Source organism: Aeromonas taiwanensis (assembly GCF_000820165.1).
Lineage (GTDB): Bacteria > Pseudomonadota > Gammaproteobacteria > Enterobacterales > Aeromonadaceae > Aeromonas > Aeromonas taiwanensis.
Genome location: NZ_CDDD01000057.1, coordinates 1 through 15,388 on the forward strand (window position 1 = coordinate 1; position 15,388 = coordinate 15,388).

Sequence of the window (15,388 nt, forward strand, 5' to 3'; positions counted from 1 at the left end):
GGGGATCGATGTGGCGGGCGAGGCAGAAGTGAAGCTTCCACGGGGTGGCCGGAAGCAGGCTCAGGGTGAAGCGGAACCAGACGTCTTCACCGTCGCGGTGATCGACCAGGGTATGGATCAGGGGTGCAGACATGGGTATTCCTCTGATTGGGCAAACAGGATGGCGCCGTCAAGGGCATCGGCCTTGGGGGTCACCAGGTTGAAACGGGCAAGGCGGGGGGCGAGGCGCATGCCGACTCCCCCCAGCAGGGCTATCTGCCGGGCGCCCTGCTGCTGCATCCCCGCCAGCAGGGTTTGCAGCTGGGCGCAGGTCTCCTCCAGCAGCTGGCTGGCAAGCTCGTCCCCGTCGCTGGCGGCATCGAACACCCAGGGGGCGAAGCGACCGTAGTCGGCAGGCTGGGCGCGAGCGGCCCAGCGCACCACCTCGGCCTGATCCCGCCTGAAGTGATCCATCAGTCGCACCGCCAGGGCGCTGGGGGGCAGAATGCCGTCGTGACAGAGCAGGGACTGCTGGATGGCGCGAAGCCCCAGCCAGGCGCCGCTGCCGAGATCCGAGATGGGGAAGCCGCGCCCGGAACAGGTGTGCAGCCGGCCATCCCGGTAGATGAGTCCGGCCGAGCCGGTGCCGGCGATGAGGATGGCACCCTCCTCACCGCCGAAGGCGCCCAGACAGGCACCGAAGGCATCGGAGGTGAGCCGCACGCTCGCGAAGGGGAAGGGCATGGCCAGCATGGCGTGATAGCAGTCGGCGAGCTCGGCGGAGGCGAGGGCGAGGCCCACTCCCATCTGCTGTTCGCACTCCTGGTCAAGTCCGGCCGCCTGCCGGGCGCTGGCGATGGCCGTCAGCACGTTGCCGTGGGCAAAGGGAATGCCGAGCTCCAGATTGGAGCCGGCGGCGCGCCCTTCCCCGAGCAGTTTGCCCGCCCGGTCCCGGATGCGGGCCCGGGTGTGGGTGCCGCCGCCGTCCACGCCGACCCAGAACTCAATCATGTTGGCCTCCCTGTACGCTCTGCCAGCTGATGGCCAGGGCGAACCAGGCGCCGTGGGGGATCCACTGCTCCCCCCAGCGCCAGTTCTGGTCCAGTCGATCCTTGTACTCCTCCGGGATAAAGGCCACGTCGGCCTCGTCATCGAAGCCGGCAGTGATGCCGTTGCAGATTCCCCCGAGGGCATTGGGATAGCCGGCGGTGTAACTCGGGTTGTTGATGCCGTGGCCCGCCAGCATGCAGGCATTGAAGGGGTTCTGCCCCAGGATCCAGTCGAGCTGGTGCTGGCCGAAGGTGCGCAGCAACCGGCTCTGGCGCGGCAGCTGCGCCGCGGTGGCAAAGGCCATGGCCGCCAGCGACGCCAGCCGGGCGTTCTCCCCCTGCCACCAGTAACCGGACTCGTTGTGATGGGGCATAAAGAAGCTCACCCGGGGTGCTTCATCGACCCCCTTCACATACTGGCGGGCGAGGGCGAAGGGGTTGCCCGCCCGGGCGCACAGCGCCAGCTCGGCGGCCAGGGCCTGCTCCACCACGGTCTGGACGGCGGCCTTGCGGGCCGGATCCGGCTCGATTCCCACGTATTCCAGCAGCGCCAGCACCGGCAGGCCCGCCTCGGCGGCGTGATAGTAGGGGCGCGAGCCATCGTCGTTGGCGACCCAATGGTGGCCGAGTTCGGGGTGGGGGCGCTGGCGGGCGCACAGCCTGCCGGCCCGCTCCCGCGCCTCGGCGAGCCACTCGGCGCCCAATGTTTTGGTCAGCTCGACCGCCGCCAGCAGGGCGCAGTAGTCGTCGATGATGTTCTCGACCCCGTCATCCAGATAGGCGAGGTTGTGCTCGCGCAGGTGCAGGTAGCCGCGCCTGGCCGCCTCGGCGTAGTGGCCGGTGTCGACGTCGCCGCCGAGGTTCTCGCGGGCGGCCCGTGCCAGGGCGGCGATGGTCATGCCGCCCCCCTGCCGGAAGCCCGCCTGCCAGCTGGCGGACTTGATCCCCTGCTGGGTGGCGTAGGCGCACAGCTCCCGCTGCTCGGGATCCTTGCTCCACTTGTCGAACAGGGTCATGTAGAAGAAACCGCACTCGTCCTGCATCCGGCAGAGAAAATCCGCCCCGTGCAACCCCTCGTCATTGAGTCGCTTGCACAGGTTGATGCCGTCAATGTCGCTGCGGGTCGCCAGCAGCTCGCGGCTCTTGAGCAGGGCCCAGACCACCAATGGGGTCTGCTGGGGGTTGAGGTAGTTGGCGTAGGAGAGGTGGCTCAGGTACTTGCTCATATCGCCGCTGGCGTCGAACCAGCCGCCGTGCACATCCCGGCGCCGGTCGGTGCCAACGAGGCGGGCGTTGCGGTCGGCCCGATCGAAGGCACCGCTCGCACGCTGGCCCTTGAAGTAGTGGATGACGTCGGAGAGGCAGCGCTCGGCCAGCAGCCCCCGGCCGATGGCAAAGGGGGCGGAGCGGACGAGGTGCTCGCGCGAGCCGGCCTCTGAGGCGATGCTGATGACGGCCTCGAGCCGGTAGTGGCCTGGCTCCCGGCAGGCGGACAGGTCGGCGCGCCAGTAGGCGCGACCCTGCCAGCCGTCGACCCGGCCGGCGGGCTGCAGTTGTGCCTCCAGCAGGATCTGGTCGTCCTCCTGGCGCAGCAGCCTGACATGGCCGCAAAGGGGGAGGTCGGGGGCGGTCTGCAGCAGGGCTACCTTCTCCCCGTCGCACTCATAGCCCACCTGGTTGATCAAGAGTTCCATCAAGGCATTACTCCGGTGGCTCACCCGTGGCGAGTGAGACAGATAGCGGGGCGCGGCCGGAGCTGCCTCCGGCCGCTAGCGTGCTCATCCCTGCTCGTGCAGGTAGCAACGCACGAAGTGGTTGTCGGCGAGTCGGGTCACCGGCGGCAGGCTCTCCTTGCAGCGGGGCATGGCCTGGTGGCAGCGCCCGGCGAAGGGGCAGCCGCGGGATTCCGGCGTCCAGAGCGGGATCTCCCCCTTGCGCCCCCCTTCCAGCTCGGTGTGGATGCTCTTCTCGGGGTCGGGTACCGCCGAGATGAGCAGCTGGGTGTAGGGGTGCTGGGGGTGGTGTAGGATCTCGTCCACCTCCCCCCACTCCACCATGTGCCCCACGTACATGACCGCGAGATCTTCCGCCACGTAGCGGGCGGTGGCGATGTCGTGGGTGATGTAGAGCATGGAGACGCCGAGCTCGTTCTTCATCTGCTCCATCAGGTTGAGGATGCCGATGCGAATGGAGACGTCGAGCATGGAGGTGGGTTCGTCCGCCAGCACCACTTCCGCTTCCACCGCCAGGTTGCGGGCGATGTTGACCCGCTGGCGCTGGCCGCCGGAGAGCTGGTGGGGGTACTTGGCCGCCGTCGCCTTGGCGGGGGTCAGCCCCACCTTCTCCAGCAGGCCATAGACCATGTCGGAGAGATCCCGCTTGTCGCTCACCTTGCTGTGCAGCAGCAGGGGGCGGGCGATGTGGTGGTAGATGGTGTGGGTCGGGTTCAATGAACCGAACGGGTCCTGCCAGACCATCTGCACGCTCTGGCGATAGTCCAGCAGGGCGGTCCCCTTGTTGAACTCTTCCAGATCCCGGCCACGGTAGAGGATGCGGCCGTTGGAGAGCTTGTACATCTTGGCGATGATCTTGGCGATGGTGCTCTTGCCGGAACCCGATTCCCCCACCACCGCCAGGGCGCGCCCCCGGTGCAGGTTGAAGGTGATGTCGGACAGCGCCCGCATCTTGCCGCTCTTGATGGCGTTGGAGTTGACGGGGAAATCCTTGTAGAGGTGCTGAACCTCGATGATGGGCGCGTCGGTGTGGGCGATTTGCATGACAGACATCCTTAACAGCCAGCGGCCTTGTCCAGATGGATCGGAAGATCCTGTTGTTCCTCTGCTGCCTCATAGAGATGGCAGGCAGCCTGTTGCCCGGGCCGGATCTCGGTCAGGGCGGTGTACTCCTGGCGGCAACGGTCGTGCACCTTGCTGCAGCGGGCCTGGAAGCGGCAGCCGACCGGCACCTCCAGCAGGTTGAGCGGGGTGCCGGGTATCCCTTCCAGCACGGTCTTCGGGCCGTGCAGGGGCGGGAAGGAGTTGCCAAGCCCCCGGGTGTAGGGATGCAGGGGTGCGGTCAGGATCGCCTTGGCCGGCGCCACCTCCACCAGCTCGCCGGCGTACATGATGCCGATGCGATCGCAGAACTCGACCATCAAGGAGAGATCGTGGGTGATGAAGAGGATGGAGAAGTTGAACTTCTCTTTAAGCGCATAGACCTTCTGCAGGATCTCCCGCTGCACCACCACGTCCAGGGCCGTGGTGGGCTCGTCCATGATGAGCAGCTCGGGGTTGAGCGCCATGGCGATGGCGATCACCAGCCGCTGGCGCATGCCGCCGGAGAACTGGTGCGGGTAGTCCTTGAGCCGGCTCGGGTGGATGTCGACGATCTCCAACAGCTCCTGGGCGCGCTTGATGGCCTCGTAACGGGTCAGCCCCGGGTTGTGGGCGATCAGCACGTCGCAGAACTGCTCCTCCATGCGCAGCACGGGGTTGAGCGCATTCATGGCGGACTGGAACACCACGCTCGCCTGGCGCCAGCGATAGCTGCGCAGCCGCTCGTCGTCGAAGGAGAGGATGTTCTCCCCCTTGAAGCGGATCTCGCCGCCGCTGATGTAGGCGGGCGGCTTGTGCAGCCTGGCCACCGAGAAGGCGACGGTGGACTTGCCGCAGCCTGACTCGCCGGCGAGGCCGAAGACCTCCCCCGGCATGATGTCAAAACTGACCGAGTTGACGGCGCGCACGTCGCCGTTTTCGGTGATGTAGTCGACGCAGAGATTGCGAACCGACAGCAGGGGTTGTTGCGGCTTCATGCTGTCTTCTCCTGAGCGGTGACTGGTACAGGGGTGGCGAGCTGCTTCCAGCGGCACAGGCCCTTCTCATGGAGAGTGCGCAGCTGTAACAGGGGTTGTTGCAGGGTCATGCGGTCTTCTCCTGAGCGTTGAGCGGGGCAGGGGCGCTGAGTTTCTTCCAGCGGTTCAACCCCTTGTGGGAGCGCAGCTGCGGGTTCGCTATCTCGTCGATGGCGAAGTTAAGCATGGCCAGACCCGCGCCCAGGGTGGCGATGGCGAAGCAGGGGGCCAGGATCTCCCACCAGGCGCCCACCAGGATGGCACTCGAGGTCTGGGCGTTATAGAGCATGATGCCCCAGCTCACCACGGTCGGGTCGCCAAGACCCAGGAACTCCAGGGTCGCCTCGGTGACGATGGCGTAGATGATGGAGCCGATGAAGCTCACGCCGATGATGGAGATGAGGTTCGGCAGTATCTCCACCAGGATGATGCGCCAGGCCGGCTCACCCAGTACCTCGGCGGCGATGACGAACTCCTTCTCCCGCAGGGCCAGGGTCTGGGCGCGGATGACGCGGGCACCATAGGCCCAGGAGGTAAATCCGATGATGAGGGCGATCACCATGGGTGACGCCTCCCCGATAAAGCTCGCCAACACCAGTAGCAAGGGGAGGTTGGGGATCACCAGCACCACGTTCATCAGGAAGGTGAGGCACTCGTCCACCACACCGCCGAAGTAACCAGCGGTGATGCCCACCGTGATGGCCAGCGCACACACAAGCAGACCCGCCCCGAAGCCCACCAGCAGGGAGATGCGGGCGCCGTGGGTGAACTGGGACCAGAGATCGTGGCCCATGCGGTTCGACCCCATCACCAGCTCCACGCCGGGGGGCTGGTGGGGGCGGGCCACCCGCTTGGTGGGCTCGTTGCTGGCGAGCAGGGGGGCGAACAGCGCCATCAGCACGAAGGTGACGACGATGGCGAGGCCGAAGGCAGCCTTCTTGTTGCCCAGCAATATCTTGAGAATGGTCGGCATACGCATCTTATTTGCCTCCTGTACGCAGACGGGGATCCAGGAAGACGTAGAGCACGTCGGCCAGGAAGTTGAAGCTGAGCATGGTGATGGTCATGATGAGCAGTTGCCCCTGGATGAGGGGGTAGTCACGGGCCAGGATGCCCTGGTAGAGGGTCAGGCCCAGGCCGGGATAGTTGAAGATCACCTCGGTGATGAGGGAGCCGCCGATGACGAAACCGAGCGCCATGGAGAGGGCGGTGACACTGGGCAGCACGGCGTTGCGGGCGCCGTAGTTGAAAATCACCCGGTTGCTGGAGAGCCCCTTGGCCTTGGCCATGGTGATGTAATCCTCGCCCAGCAGGTTGATCATGTTGTTGCGCATGGTGATGAGGAAGCCGCCCACCTGGACGATGGCCAGGGTGCCCACCGGCATGATGGCGTGCAGCAGGATGCTCTTGATGTGCTCCCAGCCGAAATCGGCCTTTATTTCAGGGCTGTAGGCGTAGCCGATGGGCAGCCAGCCGAGGCTCACCCCGAACAGGAAGAGGGCGAGCAGGGAGACCACCACGGGAGGGATGGCCTGCATCACCAGGGTGAGCGGGGAGAGGATGCTGTCCATGCGCCCGCCCCGGTACCAGGCGGCGAAGATGCCGACGATGGAGCCGATGGAGAAGCTCAGTATGGTGGAGGTGCCCACCAGGAACAGGGTCCAGCCGATGGCGCGTCCGAGCACGTCGGCGACCGGTTGGGGGTAGTAGCGCACCGAGGTGCCAAGATCCCAGGTGAAGACACTCTTCACATAGGCGAGAAACTGGGTGCCGATGGGGCCGTCCACGAAGCCGAAGGTGGCCTTGAGGGCCTCCAGCGCGGCGGGCTCCATCATGGCGCCGGCCCGGGCAAACATGACGGAGACGGGATCCCCCGGCATGGCTCTGGGCAACAGGAAGTTGATGGTGGCGGCCACCAGGAAGGCGACCAGATAGAAGGAGAAGCGTCTAAGTATAAATCCCATGGTGATACCTTTTACTGCAAGCCTGCCCCGCGCCGGGCAAAGCTCCCCCAACCCCGGCGAGTGCGGGGGATGAAAGACATGGCGGGGAAGAGGGCCCCCCGCAGGGGGCCGGGGTGATTAGCTGTTTGGCTTGAGTGACAGCACGTGCAGCAGACGTTCCGGGGTGTCCGGGTGTACCTGCGGCTTGGCGACCGGGTTGTCGGCACTGAACCAGCCATTGAAGCGCTTGGTGCTGTATTCGTACCAGGTCGGGTTGTTGAACACCGGGATGATGGTCTGGTTGGCCCCGACACGCTCCTGGATGGCGAACATGATCTCCTTCTGCTTGGCGGCATCGGCGGTCTGGGTGAAGTCGTCGATAAGCTTGTCGAGCTCGGGATCCTTGTAGCGGGGCGCCGCGAAGCGGTTGCCGCGCTCACCCATGTTGCGGGAGTGGAAGGCGGTCTCGAAGTACTTGTGGGGGTTGGCACCGGCGAAGTACCCCTGCAGGGCGACGTCGAAGTCACCGGTGATCAGGGACTCGGTCCAGACGGTGGCTTCCGGGGTGGCGGTCTTGGCATTCAGGCCCAGGGCCTGCAGGCCTTCCACGCCAATCTGGACGGTGTTGACCCAGTCGGTCCAGCCGTTCGGTACCAGCACCTTGAACTCGATCTTCTTGCAGCTCGGGGTGTCGAGGAACTTGTCGCCGTCACAGTCCTTGTAGCCAGCTTCCTTCAGCAGGGCCTTGGCCCCTTCCAGGTCGAACTTGTTGTATTTGCCGTATTTCTTCTCGACTTCCGGGTTGTCCCAGGAGGCGAATGCCTTGCCCAGGCCCGACGGGTACTCGTTGACGGTCGGGTAGCCGTAGCCCGCGATGTCCACCATGGACTGACGGTCCATGGCCATGGAGAAGGCGCGGCGGAAGTTGATGTCGTTGAAGGCCTCGTTGTTGCCCGGGTTCTTGCTCTGGAAGTTGACGTTGAACGCCACTGTGCCGGAGGCGGGGAACCAGTATTTGTTGTTCTTGGGATCGTTGCCGACGTAGAGACGCTCGATGTCCGGCACGAAGGAACCGAACCAGTCCACGTCACCCTTCATCACGGCGGCCAGCACCTGATCGTTGGTGGCCATCTGCGGCATGCGCAGGCAGTCGATGGCGAGGTTGGCGTTGTCCCAGTAGTGCGGGTTACGGCACTGGGTATAGAGCTGGGCGGAGAAGTTGTCCACTTCGGTGAAGGGACCGGTCCCGACCGGCTTGTCGTTGGTGAAGGCAACCGGGTCTTTTACGGACTTCCACTGGTGCTCGGGCACGATGGGCACCAGTACGATGTCGTTCACCACGTTGGTGTTGACGGCGGCCAGATCGAACTTGACCTTGTACTTGCCCAGCTTCTCGACATTCTTCACCTGGGTCCAGATAGAGCGCTCATCCAGCGCCTTGTTGGCCTTGACCAGGTTGAAGGAGAAGAGCACGTCATCGGCGTCGAAGCCTTCGCCGTCAGACCACTTGACCCCTTCACGGAGGTCGAAGGTGACGGATGTCAGATCATCGCTGAACGCGTAGTTGGTGGCCAGGCGATAGACGGGTTTGCCACCCTGCATATCGTTGAAGATCACCAGGGGCTCATAGATGAAGTGACGGGTGGTGTGCAGCAGACCCGCCTGCAGGAAGGGGTTGAAGTTTTTGACCCATGCGGTTTCCTGCTGGGCAACCAGGGTCAGCACCGTCTTGTTGTCGGCGGCCATGGCAGCGCCGGTGGCACCGGCAAGCAGAGTCCCCAGCATGACCGAGGTAGCGATTTTGGATACTTTGGCAAGCATATTTTTTCCTTTCTTATTGGTCTTCCATGGTTTTGGAATGGAGCACCGGATCCCATGCTTGGATACCGGCCCTCAATGTTGGTCAGGTTTTTCACCCTTGTAGTTGTGTCATCCAACGCCCTTAGAAAAGCAGAGTTAACAGGAAAACAACAACTCTTCATTTCGTCGATATCGTAAAAACTCGAGTGTTCTCGTCATTATCGTCAAAATGTATTTTTAATCCTTTTGAATTATACAGTTACATTAATTCTCACGAAGCACAAAGTGACCCTGAATGACGAGGCAAGGGCGATAATGTGAGGTGGATCGTGCACGTTTTTTATCCACATCCGGCGCTTTTTTTTGAGCAGGAAAGAAGGGATATCTGCGACCGGGCGGAACTGTGCGCTGGCTCACGGGTGGGAAGGGGGATGGCGAGCAGGGCCGACGGAAAGGTGCGGGGGCGGTGCGTGAAGAGGCATCACTGACAGGGAGGCGTTTTCCTGCCGGCAATAAAAAAGCCAGTCGGTGCGACCGACTGGCTTTGTGGGGCATGCTGTCGTGATTACGCGATCAGGCTGGCCCAGAGGTCGTACTCGTCGGCCTCGTCGATGCGAACCTTGACCATGTCGCCGGGCTTGAGGCCGGTTTCACCGTTCAGGTAGACCAGGCCGTCGATCTCGGGGGCATCGGCGGCGGAGCGGCCGGTGGCTCCCTCTTCGTCCACCTCGTCGATCAGCACCAGCATCTCCTTGCCGACCTTGCGGGCGAGCTTGCGGATGGAGACCTGCTGTTGCAGCTCCATGAAGCGCTGGAAACGCTCCTCCTGCACCTCGGCCGGCACCGGATCCGGCAGTTCGTTGGCCTTGGCACCCTCGACCGGGCTGTACTTGAAGCAGCCGACCCGATCCAGTTCCGCCTTGTCGATGAAGTCCAGCAGCATCTGGAACTCTTCTTCGGTCTCGCCGGGGAAGCCGACGATGAAGGTGGAGCGCAGGGTGATCTCGGGGCAGATCTCGCGCCACTTCTGGATGCGCTCCAGGGTGCGCTCGACGGAGCCGGGACGCTTCATCAACTTGAGGATGCGCGGGCTGGCGTGCTGCAGCGGGATGTCCAGGTAGGGGAGGATCTTGCCGTCGCGCATCAGCGGGATGACGTCATCCACGTGCGGGTACGGGTAGACGTAGTGCAGGCGCACCCACATGCCGAGCTTGGAGAGCTCCTCGCACAGGGCCACCATGCTGGTCTTGACCGGCATGCCGTCGTAGAAGCCGGTGCGGTGCTTGACGTCAACGCCGTAGGCGGAGGTGTCCTGGGAGATGACCAGGATCTCCTTCACGCCGGCCTCTTTCAGGCGCTTGGCTTCGGCCAGTACCTCGCCGATGGGGCGGCTCACCAGATCCCCGCGCATGGAGGGGATGATGCAGAAGGTGCAGCGGTGGTTGCAGCCTTCGGAAATCTTCAGATAGGCGTAGTGACGGGGGGTCAGCTTGACGCCCTGGGCCGGCACCAGGCTGGTGAAGGGGTTGTGGGTCGGCTTCTCCACGTACTTGTGAACGTGGCCCAGCACCTCTTCATAGGCGTGGGGGCCGGTGATCTCGAGCACCTTGGGGTGGATCTCGCGGATCTGGTTCTCTTTGGCGCCAAGGCAGCCGGTGACGATCACCTTGCCGTTTTCGGCCAGGGCCTCGCCGATGGCTTCCAGGGACTCCTGCACCGCACTGTCGATGAAGCCGCAGGTGTTGACCACCACCAGCTCCGCATCGTCATAGCTGGGCACCACGTCGTACCCTTCGGTACGCAGCTGGGTCAGGATGCGCTCGGAATCGACCAGGTTTTTGGGGCAACCCAAGGAGACGAATCCTACTTTGGGGGCCTGTTTTGTGTTGGACATCGCTCAATCACTCTTAGGTGGCTCTTATTCAAGGGCGCGGATTTTACCGGAATGGCTAACCAAAAACTATACAACCGGCGTTGGTGGCCCGAACAATATTTACGGCGGGACAGGATGGCCCGGGGGCCGTGCCACGCCAAGGGGAATGGCGGGGCGGACCCCGACCAGCAGAGGGGAGAGGAGCGGCATCGCCCCGGCATACGTCACCGATTGACTCTTTTGCCTGCCGCGACCTTGACCGGGAGCCCTGCCAATCTGCTACTGTGACCTCGACCCATTGTGGACGCTGGAGGAGAGAATGAAGATTCGATTGACTGTGATTGCCGCGACCCTGGTGCTGGCATCGACCCCGGGCCACGCCGACTGGGCGAAGGTGAAGGAGGCTGCCTCGGAGCTCGGCACCGCGGTGAGCGACACCAGCAAGGAGGCGTGGAAGGACATCACCGATTTTTCCAAGCAGACCTGGGAGTCGGTGTCCAGCTGGGGGGCCGAAACCTACAGCAAGGCCGGCGCCTGGACGGCGGAGAGTGCGGCCACCGGCAAGGAGTGGCTCGACGCCGCGGACAAGAAGCTCGACACCATGCTCGAACCCAAGACTCCGGACGAGGCCAGAGCCGCGCTCGATACCATGGCCGATACCGCCCTGGTTCGGCTGTTCAACGAGCAGCCCTCCGCCAAGTTGCTGTTTGACCAGGCTTATGGCTATGCGGTCTTCGATTCTCGCAAGTTCTCCCTGATGATCCACACCAATCAGGGCTCCGGGGTGGCCGTCAACCGCACGACCGGCAAGCACACCTATATGAAGATGTTCGGTGCCGGCCTCGCGGCCGGGCTCGGCGGCAAGTTCTATCAGCAGGTGATCCTGTTTGAGGACCAGGCCCGCTTTGATGCCTTCGTCAACAAGGGCTGGGAAGCCACCTCCGAAGTGGGGGCCGTGGCTGGCAAGGAGAGCGCCGAGCTCACCGCCAAGTACAATGGCGGCATGGCCATCTACCAGATTGGCGAGAAGGGGCTGTTGCTGGACGCCAATATTTCGGGTTCCAAGTACTGGCTGGACGGGGATCTGAACCCGTGATCGTACAGGCCTTGAGCAGCCGCCGGTTTTTCTTCGAACAGGGTGCGTTGCCGTCTGTTTAAATGGCGTGAATTGCAGTAAAAAGAGGGCCTTCGGCCCTCTTTTTCATGGGCGCAACCAGGTTCGTCAGCAGGACAAGGAAATGGGTATGACACAAGCATCAGCACAGGACGGGGCGGACGCAGTCCAGAGCAGGGAGTGGGACAAGCAGAGCATTTTTCTGCGTCTGCAGGAGGGGATCCCCACGGCCTTCTGGGTCTGGGGGGATCAGATCTCCCCGCTCGAGCCCGACGAGGGGTCGACATACCGGGGCCACTTCGGCTGGGGGCGTGCCGACGAGGCGACCATGGCGCTGGCACAGGCCATCGTCACCCGGCTGGTGGCGGTGGGGCTGGTTCCTCCCGAGCTGGCGGTGAGCCGTGCGGGCTATCTGCATGACGAGGTGCTGGTCAAGCTGCCCGCCGGGGAGCACTACGATCTGCACCTCAGCTATCTCAGACTGCTGCTGGGGGAAGGGGCCGTGCCGCGCCCCTGAGTGACCAGTTCGTCCTCTTCCCTGCGATCACCCTGTGCCCCGATGTGAGGGCACTTTTCCCTAATTGGCACTCTTATTGCTTGGGGAGTGTCAGTGTCAATGATTTGTCTGGGAAGGGAAGATGGAAATAAGCGCAAGCAGCCTGATGCAAGAGATGCAGGCTCTCAGGGTCGAAGCCGGTGCCACGCCGCTGACCCAACCCGGTCGCCAGGTCAGCTCCGACTTTGGCCAGATGTTGCAGCAGGCCCTCGACAACGTCAACGAACTGCAGGGCGCCGCCAACGATCTGCGCACCCGGTTCGATCTGGGTGACAAGTCGGTGGACCTCTCCGAGGTGATGATCGCCGGGCAGAAATCCTCCATCGCCTTCGAGGCGACGGTGCAGGTGCGCAACAAGATGGTCGATGCCTACAAGACCATCATGAACATGCCGGTCTGACCCAGGCTCATGGCGACCGAGCATCATGACGATGTCAGCAACAAGGACATAAACCGTGGCAACTGATCAAAACGGCGATCTGCTGATGAACAACGAGGGGGGCGCCGCCCTCGACGAGCAAGAGCAGAAGAGCTCGGCGCTGGGCTTCCTGTCCAACACCGATGTGCTGCGCCAGATCACCCTGATCCTGGGGTTGACCATCTGCCTCGCCATCGCCGTCTTCATCCTCTTGTGGGGCAAGGAGCCGGAGATGCGTCCCCTCGGCACCTTCAACACCCAGGAGCTGGTCTCCACCCTGGATTACCTCGATCAGCAGAAGATCCCCTACCAGGTGGATGGCAAGAGCGTGCTGGTCAGCGCCGAGAACTATGCGGATATCCGTCTGCGCCTGACCCGTGCCGGTCTGGCCAGCAGCAGTGACGCCAGCAACGACGGCGAGGCCATCCTGCTCAAGGACTCCAGCTTCGGCGTGAGCCAGCGCATGGAGAGCGAGCGCCTCAAACTGAGCCGCGAGCGCCAGCTGGCGAGCGCCATCGAGCAGTTCCAGAATGTGGCCAAGGCCCAGGTGCTGCTGGCCATTCCCAAAGACAACGTGTTCGCCCGCAACGAGCGCAAACCGAGCGCCACCGTGGTGCTGAGCCTCAAGGGCACCGCCCTCGGCCAGGGGGAGGTGGACTCCATCGTCGACATGGTGGCCTCCGCCGTCCATGGCCTGGAGCCGACCCGCGTCACCGTGACCGATCAGAACGGTCGCCTGCTCAACTCCGGCTCCCAGGATCCCCTCTCTGCCCAGACTCGCAAGGAGTTTGCGATGCAGCAGAAGCAGGAGCTGGAATACAAACAAAAAATTGACGCCATCCTGATCCCGGTGCTCGGGGCCGACAACTATACCGCCGAGGTGGATCTCTCCCTCGACTTCTCCCAGCAGGAGCAGACCCGCAAGACCTACAACCCGGACCTGCCGGCCGTGCGCTCCGAGATGACGGTGGAAGAGAACAGCGCCAACGGCAGCAATGGCGGCGTGCCTGGCGCGCTCTCCAACCAGCCTCCTGCCGCCTCCAACATTCCCGAGCAGGCCGCTGGCGGGGAGGGGGGAACCGCCTCTTCCGGCCGCTCCCGCAAGGAGGCGACCCGCAACTTCGAACTGGACACTACCGTCAGCCATATCCGGCGCCAGCAGGGCGGCATTCGCCGCATGACGGTGTCGGTGGCGGTGGACTACAAGGCGGTGCCCGGCGCCGACGGCGCCGTGACCCGTGAGGCCCGCAGCCAGGCCGAGCTCGACACCCTGCGCCGTCTGCTGAGCGGTGGTCTCGGGTTTGACGTGACCCGGGGGGACACCCTGGAGGTGGTCGCCATCCCGTTCAACCGCCCCGAGCTGGAGACCGTGGCCGACATTCCCGTCTACGAGCAGCCCTGGTTCTGGCGTGCGGTGCGCATCGCCGCCTCCGTGCTGGTCATCATCGTGCTCATCGTCACCGTGGTGCGCCCCATGCTCAAGCGCCTGCTCTACCCGGATGCCAAGCCGGAAGGGGAGCTGGACTTCGACAACCACACCGTGCTGGGTGGCGACGACGAGCTGAGCCTGCTGGCTGCCCAGGCCGAGGCCGAGCCGGTGTTCGGTCTGCGGGATGGCCAGCTCAAGCTGCCGGATCTGCACCGTGACGAGGATCTGCTGAAGGCCGTGCGCGCCCTGGTAGCGAATGAACCTGACCTGGCCGCCCAGGTCATCAAAGAGTGGGTAACCAAAGATGCCTGAAGAGAATAAAAGCCAGGTCACCGGCAACGACATCACCGAAAGCCAGCGCCTGATCCTGGACCAGATGGGTGGCATGGAGATGGCGGCGGTGCTGATGCTGAGCCTCAACGAGGAGGATGCCGCCCAGATCTTTCGCCACCTGGAGCCCAAGCAGGTGCAGCGGCTCGGCATGTCCATGGCCTCGATGTCGGATTTCAGTCACGACCGGGTGGCGGCGGTGCATCGTCAATTTATCGACGACATCCAGAAGTACACCAACATCGGCATCGGCAGCGAAGACTTCGTGCGCAAGGCCCTGGTGGCGGCGCTCGGGGAGGACAAGGCCAGCAACCTGGTGGATCAGATCATCCTGGGGTCAGGTGCCCGCGGCCTCGACTCCCTCAAGTGGATGGATGCGCGCCAGGTGGCCAGCATCATCCAGAACGAGCACCCGCAGATCCAGACCATCGTCCTCTCCTACCTGGAGCCGGAGCAGTCTGCCGAGATCCTGAGCCAGTTCCCGGAGCAGGTTCGCCTGGATCTGGTGATGCGTATCGCGAACCTCGAAGAGGTGCAACCGGCGGCGCTGCAGGAGCTCAACGACATCATGGAGAAACAGTTCGCCGGTGCGGCCGGTGCCCAGGCCGCGAAGATGGGGGGCCTCAAGGCCGCCGCCAACATCATGAACTACCTGGACACCAACATCGAAGGCCAGCTGATGGACTCCATCCGCGAGTCGGACGAGGAGATGAGCCAGCAGATCCAGGATCTGATGTTCGTGTTCGAGAACCTCATCGACGTGGACGACCGTGGCATCCAGACCCTGCTGCGGGAAGTGCCCGGCGATCTGCTGCAGCGCGCCCTCAAGGGCTCGGACGACCAGATGCGGGAAAAAGTCTTCAAGAACATGTCCAAGCGGGCCGCCGAGATGCTGGCGGACGATCTGGAGGCCATGGGCCCGATCCGGGTCTCCGAAGTGGAAGCCGCCCAGAAGGAGATCCTCTCCACCGCGCGCCGTCTGGCGGATGCGGGCGAGATCATGCTGGGTTCCGGCGGTGGCGAAGAGTTCCTCTAAGCCCAGGGCCA

13 protein-coding genes are annotated in these 15,388 nt (G+C 63.7%); 5 read left to right on the forward strand and 8 right to left on the reverse strand.

Annotated elements, in window-relative coordinates:
- Positions 1-117: 117 nt before the first annotated feature.
- From BN1136_RS09950 to rimO, 8 genes are all read right to left on the reverse strand, one after another.
- Positions 118-990 carry a glucosamine kinase nucleotide-binding domain-containing protein gene (locus BN1136_RS09950; RefSeq protein WP_043762012.1) on the reverse strand — a complete coding sequence of 291 codons (873 nt, stop codon included), beginning with the start codon at positions 988-990 and terminating at the stop codon, positions 118-120.
- Positions 983-2,722, reverse strand: coding sequence for a glycoside hydrolase family 9 protein (locus BN1136_RS09955; RefSeq protein WP_043762029.1), 1,740 nt, complete (start codon positions 2,720-2,722; stop codon positions 983-985). The genes BN1136_RS09950 and BN1136_RS09955 overlap by 8 nt, the downstream gene beginning before the upstream one ends.
- 84 nt (positions 2,723-2,806) lie before the next feature.
- Complete coding sequence (locus tag BN1136_RS09960) at positions 2,807-3,805, reverse strand: ABC transporter ATP-binding protein (RefSeq protein ID WP_043762010.1); 999 nt, start codon at positions 3,803-3,805, stop codon at positions 2,807-2,809.
- 11 nt (positions 3,806-3,816) lie between these two features.
- Positions 3,817-4,839 carry an ABC transporter ATP-binding protein gene (locus BN1136_RS09965; RefSeq protein WP_043762009.1) on the reverse strand — a complete coding sequence of 341 codons (1,023 nt, stop codon included), beginning with the start codon at positions 4,837-4,839 and terminating at the stop codon, positions 3,817-3,819.
- Between the two features lie 106 nt (positions 4,840-4,945).
- Complete coding sequence (locus BN1136_RS09970) at positions 4,946-5,857, reverse strand: ABC transporter permease (RefSeq protein ID WP_043762008.1); 912 nt, start codon at positions 5,855-5,857, stop codon at positions 4,946-4,948.
- Position 5,858: 1 nt separating this feature from the next.
- Entirely contained in the window at positions 5,859-6,842 is a 984-nt protein-coding gene (locus BN1136_RS09975) for an ABC transporter permease (protein ID WP_043762006.1), read from the reverse strand.
- Between the two features lie 117 nt (positions 6,843-6,959).
- A complete protein-coding gene (locus tag BN1136_RS09980) occupies positions 6,960-8,642 on the reverse strand; it encodes an ABC transporter substrate-binding protein (protein WP_043762004.1) in 1,683 nt (560 codons plus the stop codon).
- A gap of 544 nt (positions 8,643-9,186) precedes the next feature.
- On the reverse strand, positions 9,187-10,515 hold the full coding sequence (rimO, locus tag BN1136_RS09985; protein ID WP_043762002.1) for a 30S ribosomal protein S12 methylthiotransferase RimO: 1,329 nt from the start codon (positions 10,513-10,515) through the stop codon (positions 9,187-9,189).
- A gap of 298 nt (positions 10,516-10,813) precedes the next feature.
- Between rimO and befA the strand changes: the two genes are divergently transcribed.
- The 5 genes from befA to fliG all read left to right on the forward strand — a co-directional run bounded on the left by befA (position 10,814) and on the right by fliG (position 15,377).
- Positions 10,814-11,590, forward strand: a complete 777-nt coding sequence (gene befA / locus BN1136_RS09990) for a beta cell expansion factor BefA (protein WP_043762001.1) — start codon at positions 10,814-10,816, stop codon at positions 11,588-11,590.
- 148 nt (positions 11,591-11,738) lie between these two features.
- Positions 11,739-12,125, forward strand: a complete 387-nt coding sequence (locus BN1136_RS09995) for a hypothetical protein (protein ID WP_043761999.1) — start codon at positions 11,739-11,741, stop codon at positions 12,123-12,125.
- 121 nt (positions 12,126-12,246) lie between these two features.
- On the forward strand, positions 12,247-12,564 hold the full coding sequence (fliE, locus tag BN1136_RS10000) for a flagellar hook-basal body complex protein FliE (RefSeq protein WP_043761998.1): 318 nt from the start codon (positions 12,247-12,249) through the stop codon (positions 12,562-12,564).
- A 55-nt stretch (positions 12,565-12,619) separates the two neighbouring features.
- A complete protein-coding gene (gene fliF / locus BN1136_RS10005) occupies positions 12,620-14,323 on the forward strand; it encodes a flagellar basal-body MS-ring/collar protein FliF (RefSeq protein WP_043761995.1) in 1,704 nt (567 codons plus the stop codon).
- Positions 14,316-15,377: a flagellar motor switch protein FliG gene (fliG, locus tag BN1136_RS10010; protein ID WP_043761994.1), complete on the forward strand. Its 1,062-nt coding sequence runs from the start codon at positions 14,316-14,318 to the stop codon at positions 15,375-15,377. The genes fliF and fliG overlap by 8 nt, the downstream gene beginning before the upstream one ends.
- Positions 15,378-15,388 lie beyond the last annotated feature (11 nt).

Bases quoted from the DNA above. Each gene is read 5' to 3' on its own strand.
- BN1136_RS09980 (WP_043762004.1), bottom strand. From the start codon at position 8,642: ATGCTTGCCAAAGTATCCAAAATCGCTACCTCGGTCATGCTGGGGACT.
- BN1136_RS09965 (WP_043762009.1), bottom strand. From the start codon at position 4,839: ATGAAGCCGCAACAACCCCTGCTGTCGGTTCGCAATCTCTGCGTCGAC.
- befA (WP_043762001.1), top strand. From the start codon at position 10,814: ATGAAGATTCGATTGACTGTGATTGCCGCGACCCTGGTGCTGGCATCG.
- BN1136_RS09960 (WP_043762010.1), bottom strand. From the start codon at position 3,805: ATGCAAATCGCCCACACCGACGCGCCCATCATCGAGGTTCAGCACCTC.
- rimO (WP_043762002.1), bottom strand. From the start codon at position 10,515: ATGTCCAACACAAAACAGGCCCCCAAAGTAGGATTCGTCTCCTTGGGT.
- BN1136_RS09950 (WP_043762012.1), bottom strand. From the start codon at position 990: ATGATTGAGTTCTGGGTCGGCGTGGACGGCGGCGGCACCCACACCCGG.
- BN1136_RS09970 (WP_043762008.1), bottom strand. From the start codon at position 5,857: ATGCGTATGCCGACCATTCTCAAGATATTGCTGGGCAACAAGAAGGCT.
- fliG (WP_043761994.1), top strand. From the start codon at position 14,316: ATGCCTGAAGAGAATAAAAGCCAGGTCACCGGCAACGACATCACCGAA.
- BN1136_RS09995 (WP_043761999.1), top strand. From the start codon at position 11,739: ATGACACAAGCATCAGCACAGGACGGGGCGGACGCAGTCCAGAGCAGG.
- BN1136_RS09975 (WP_043762006.1), bottom strand. From the start codon at position 6,842: ATGGGATTTATACTTAGACGCTTCTCCTTCTATCTGGTCGCCTTCCTG.
- BN1136_RS09955 (WP_043762029.1), bottom strand. From the start codon at position 2,722: ATGGAACTCTTGATCAACCAGGTGGGCTATGAGTGCGACGGGGAGAAG.
- fliE (WP_043761998.1), top strand. From the start codon at position 12,247: ATGGAAATAAGCGCAAGCAGCCTGATGCAAGAGATGCAGGCTCTCAGG.